The organism is Brevundimonas sp. (genome assembly GCF_023259385.1).
GTDB lineage: Bacteria > Pseudomonadota > Alphaproteobacteria > Caulobacterales > Caulobacteraceae > Brevundimonas.
This window is the reverse complement of sequence record NZ_JAHFPF010000202.1, coordinates 2,719-6,620: the sequence shown is the minus strand read 5'-3', so window position 1 is coordinate 6,620 and position 3,902 is coordinate 2,719. Positions and strand designations below refer to the sequence as shown.

General features: G+C 69.2%; 4 protein-coding genes. All 4 read right to left on the bottom strand.

Annotated features, from left to right (window positions below; genetic code table 11):
• Positions 1-81: 81 nt before the first annotated feature.
• Positions 82-1,122 carry an L-threonine 3-dehydrogenase gene (gene tdh, locus Q0C81_RS14200; RefSeq protein WP_367118022.1) on the bottom strand — a complete coding sequence of 347 codons (1,041 nt, stop codon included), beginning with the start codon at positions 1,120-1,122 and terminating at the stop codon, positions 82-84.
• An 8-nt stretch (positions 1,123-1,130) separates the two neighbouring features.
• Positions 1,131-2,324: a glycine C-acetyltransferase gene (locus tag Q0C81_RS14195; protein WP_291839231.1), complete on the bottom strand. Its 1,194-nt coding sequence runs from the start codon at positions 2,322-2,324 to the stop codon at positions 1,131-1,133.
• A 40-nt stretch (positions 2,325-2,364) separates the two neighbouring features.
• Entirely contained in the window at positions 2,365-3,285 is a 921-nt protein-coding gene (locus Q0C81_RS14190) for a DUF4232 domain-containing protein (protein ID WP_291839228.1), read from the bottom strand.
• Between the two features lie 78 nt (positions 3,286-3,363).
• On the bottom strand, positions 3,364-3,902 hold a 539-nt coding region (locus tag Q0C81_RS14185), incomplete at its 5' end, for a phospholipase domain-containing protein (protein ID WP_291839225.1).

Sequence of the window (3,902 nt, the reverse complement as noted above, 5' to 3'; positions counted from 1 at the left end):
GAACAGGGTGCGGCCCCGCGCATCGGGACCTTCGCCTTCGAGAAAGGCGGTTATGGCGCCGGGCGCGGACATGGATCCGGCCTAGGCCGCCTTGTCCCAGTTGAGCACCACCTTGCCGGACTGGCCGGACCGCATGGCCTCGAAGCCCTCGCGGTAGTTCTCGTACGACATCTGGTGGGTGATCAGGGGCTGGAGGTCGAGCCCGGCCTTGAGCAGGCCCAGCATCTTGCGCCAGGTGGTGAACATCTCGCGGCCGTAGACCCCCTTGATGGTCAGGGCCTTGAGGATGATCTGGCCCCAGTCGGTCTCCATCGGCTTGGACGGAATGCCCAGCAGAGCCATGCCGCCGCCCATGATCAGGGTGTCGACGCACTGCTTGAAGGCGATGGGCGAGCCCGACATCTCCAGCGCCACATCGAAGCCGACCTTCAGGCCCAGCTCGTGCATGACGTCCTTCAGGTCTTCCTTGGTGGTGTTCACCGTGCGGACCCCGGGGGCGACCTTCTGGGCCAGGTCCAGGCGGAAGTCGTTGATGTCGGTCAGGACCACGGTGCGCGCGCCGGCGTGGCGGGCGACGGCCGCGGCCATCATGCCGATGGGACCGGCGCCGGTGACCAGCACGTCCTCACCCAGCAGGTCGAACTGCTGCGCCGTGTGCACGGCGTTGCCGAACGGATCCAGGATCGAGCCGATCTCATAGGGCACGTCGTCCGGCAGCTCGATGACGTTGAAGGCCGGGGCCACGACGTATTCGGCGAAGGCGCCCTGACGGTTGACGCCGATGCCGCGGGTGTCGGGGTCCAGGTGGAAGTGGCCCGCGCGGGCCGCTTCGGAGTTCAGGTCGATGACGTGGCCCTCGGCCGAGACACGCTGGCCGATCTTGAGGCGGCGATCCACGTCCTTGCCGATGGCGACGATCTCGCCGGCGAACTCGTGGCCGGTGATCATCGGGACCGGCACGTTCTTCTGGGACCACTCGTCCCAGTTCCAGATGTGGATGTCGGTGCCGCAGACGGCGGTGCGCTTGACCTTGATCAGCACATCCTCGTCGCCGGCGACCGGGATCGGGGCGTCGATCAGCTCAAGGCCGACTTCGGGACGGGTCTTGGCCAGGGCCTTCATGGTGTCGGTCATGCGATAACTCCCAATTCCTTGCCGGCCGTCGTGAACGCCGCGACCACTTGATCAATCTGTTCGAAGGTGTGCGCCGCCGACATCTGGGTGCGGATGCGAGCCTGGCCGCGCGGCACCACCGGGAAGCTGAAACCGATGACGTAGACGCCCAGCTCCAGCAGGCGGGCGGCCATGTCCTGGGCCAGCTTGGCGTCGCCCAGCATGACCGGGATGATCGGATGCTCGCCCGGCTGCAGGGTGAAGCCCGCCTCGGTCATCGCCTTGCGATAGCGGGCGGCGTTGGCGAACAGCTGTTCGCGCAGCGTGTCGCCTTCTTCGCCGGCGGCGATGCGGATGGCTTCCAGCGACGAGCCGCAGACGGCGGGGCTGAGCGCATTGGAGAACAGGTAGGGCCGGGCGCGCTGTTTCAGCAGGGCCACGACGTTGGACTTCGCACAGATGAAGCCGCCCATGGCGCCGCCCAGCGCCTTGCCGAAGGTGCCGGTGACGAAGTCGACCTCGACCCCGTTCCAGGCGTAGGAGCCGCGCCCCTGCGGGCCGAGGAAGCCGGTGGCGTGGCAGTCGTCGACCATGATCAGGGCGTTGTACTGGTCCGCCAGCGCCCGGATGTCCTTCAGCTTCGCGATATAGCCGTCCATCGAGAAGGCGCCGTCGGTGGCGATGATGATCTCTTTGGCGCCGTCGGCCCGGGCCTGCTTCAGCTGGGCCTCCAGATCGGCCATGTCCGAAGTGGCGAAGCGGTAGCGCTTGGCCTTGCAAAGGCGCACGCCGTCGATGATCGAGGCGTGGTTCAGGCTGTCGGAGATGATGGCGTCGTCGGCGCCGAACAGGGGCTCGAAGATGCCCCCGTTGGCGTCGAAGGCGGCGGCGAACAGGATGGTGTCTTCAAAGCCGAGGTAGTCGGCGATGGCCCGCTCCAGCTCCTTGTGGATCTCCAGCGTACCGCAGATGAAGCGGACCGAGGCGGTGCCCGCCCCCCACTTTTCCTGCGCCCTGATGCCCGCCTGGGTCACCCGCTCGTCGCCGGCGAGGCCGAGGTAGTTGTTGGCGCAGAAGTTCAGGACATCACGCCCGCCCACCTTGATGACGGGTCCCTGACGGGAGGCGATCACGCGTTCGGGCTTGGTCAGCCCCTGGGCGTCGATGTCGGCGAGTTCCGCGGAGACGCGGTCGTAGAAGGTCGCTGTCATGCGCGCTCCGCTACGCCGAATCCGTGACGGTTTGAACCCCCTAAACCGTGGGCTCGGGCGCCGGCGTTCCCGTGGGAGTCAGCGGACGGATCGGGCTGACCCGCACGCGGTTGCTGCAGGGGCTGAACGCCATGTCCATCGAAACCGCCGCGGTGTCGCCCGGCGCGGTCACCCGGAGGCGCGTCACATTGGGGCAGGTGGTCTGGCCCTCGGCCTCGTTCGGCATGACGTTCCAGGCGATCTCGAAGGCGGCCTTGGCCTGCGGGGCCAGCAGCACAGGCGACGGCGCCTGGCCCTGGGTGAAGTAGCTGCCGGGGCTCTGCTCGCTGCGGATGGCGGTCAGGTTGCGGCCCTGGCGATCCTGCAGGACCACGCCGGGATAGCCGGTCAGGCTGCAGGCCGTGGTTCCGATGTTCTGGACGCCGATGTTGGAAACCCGGTTGCCCGCTCCGGCGTCGCCGCCCTCGTTGGACAGCTTCAGCTGGGGACCGCGGCATGGCGCGGCGGCGGGCAGGACGCCGCCGGGCGCCGGCTGGGGCGTCGGAACCGGACCGGGCGCGACGACCGGGCCGGGGGACGGACGGCTGCAACGCTCCAGCACCGCCGTGCCGACTTCCTCATTTGGCCCCAGACGGCTGAGAGTGGCGCTCTCGGCGCCGTCGCGGGTGGCGGTCCACCATTCGACGCCCGAGCCGACGTAGCGCGCGCCCGAGGCCGACTGGGAGATGCGCAGGGCGTAGGCCTGGCCCTTGTAGGCCAGCTGGGCGGTCGAATCGTCCGGATAGGCGACGGTGATCGACTGGCCGCTTTCGCAGGCGTAGCTGACCGGCGGCGCGGCCGGGGTGGTCGGCGCGGGCGACGGCGGGATGGGGGCCGGCGGCTGCTCGGCTTCGGGTGAACAGGCCGCGACGGCGAGGGCCAGAACGGAGACGGCGGTGGTGCAGGCGGCTGTCAGGCGCATGGAGAAGTCCCTTTTCCCGGTCGCAGTTAACGCCACCGAACGGCAAAGGCTCCGCTTGCGCAAGCCTGCGCGGACCGGTCAGGCCTGATCCATGATCGCCGGGCCGCCCATGAGAGGATCACTGACCGAATCCGCGCCCGTCTCGAGCCGGCCGGCCAGCCTGCGGAAGTAACCGCCGCCGCCGGGGCGGCGCAGGGAGAGGTCGTACCAGCCCTTGCTCGGAGCGACGAGCCGGGGCCGGCTGACCGTCGAGCCCGCCGCGATCTCGCCGAGCCAGGGCGGCGCATCGGGACGATAGGCGTCCATGATCTCAAACGCCTGCGCGACATCGCCGGGATTGGAGATGGTCAGGACCAGCTCCCGGCGATCCGGATGTTGGGCCAGGGACAGGCGAAGCTCGCCGCCGGCGGCGTCGCCGATCAGATGGCGGTGGAAGCCGTTGGGTCCGAGGATCCACAGATCATACGCGCCCGGCTCCCAGACGTCGCGCAGGGCGCCGCCGGGGCCGACGGTGTAGCGGCGGGGCGTGCGGTCGAGGCGCAGGCGGTCGTAGACATGGAAGACCGCGCCGACGCCGCCGTGATTGCGGAAGGTCAGGGCGACGGCCCCGTTCTCGC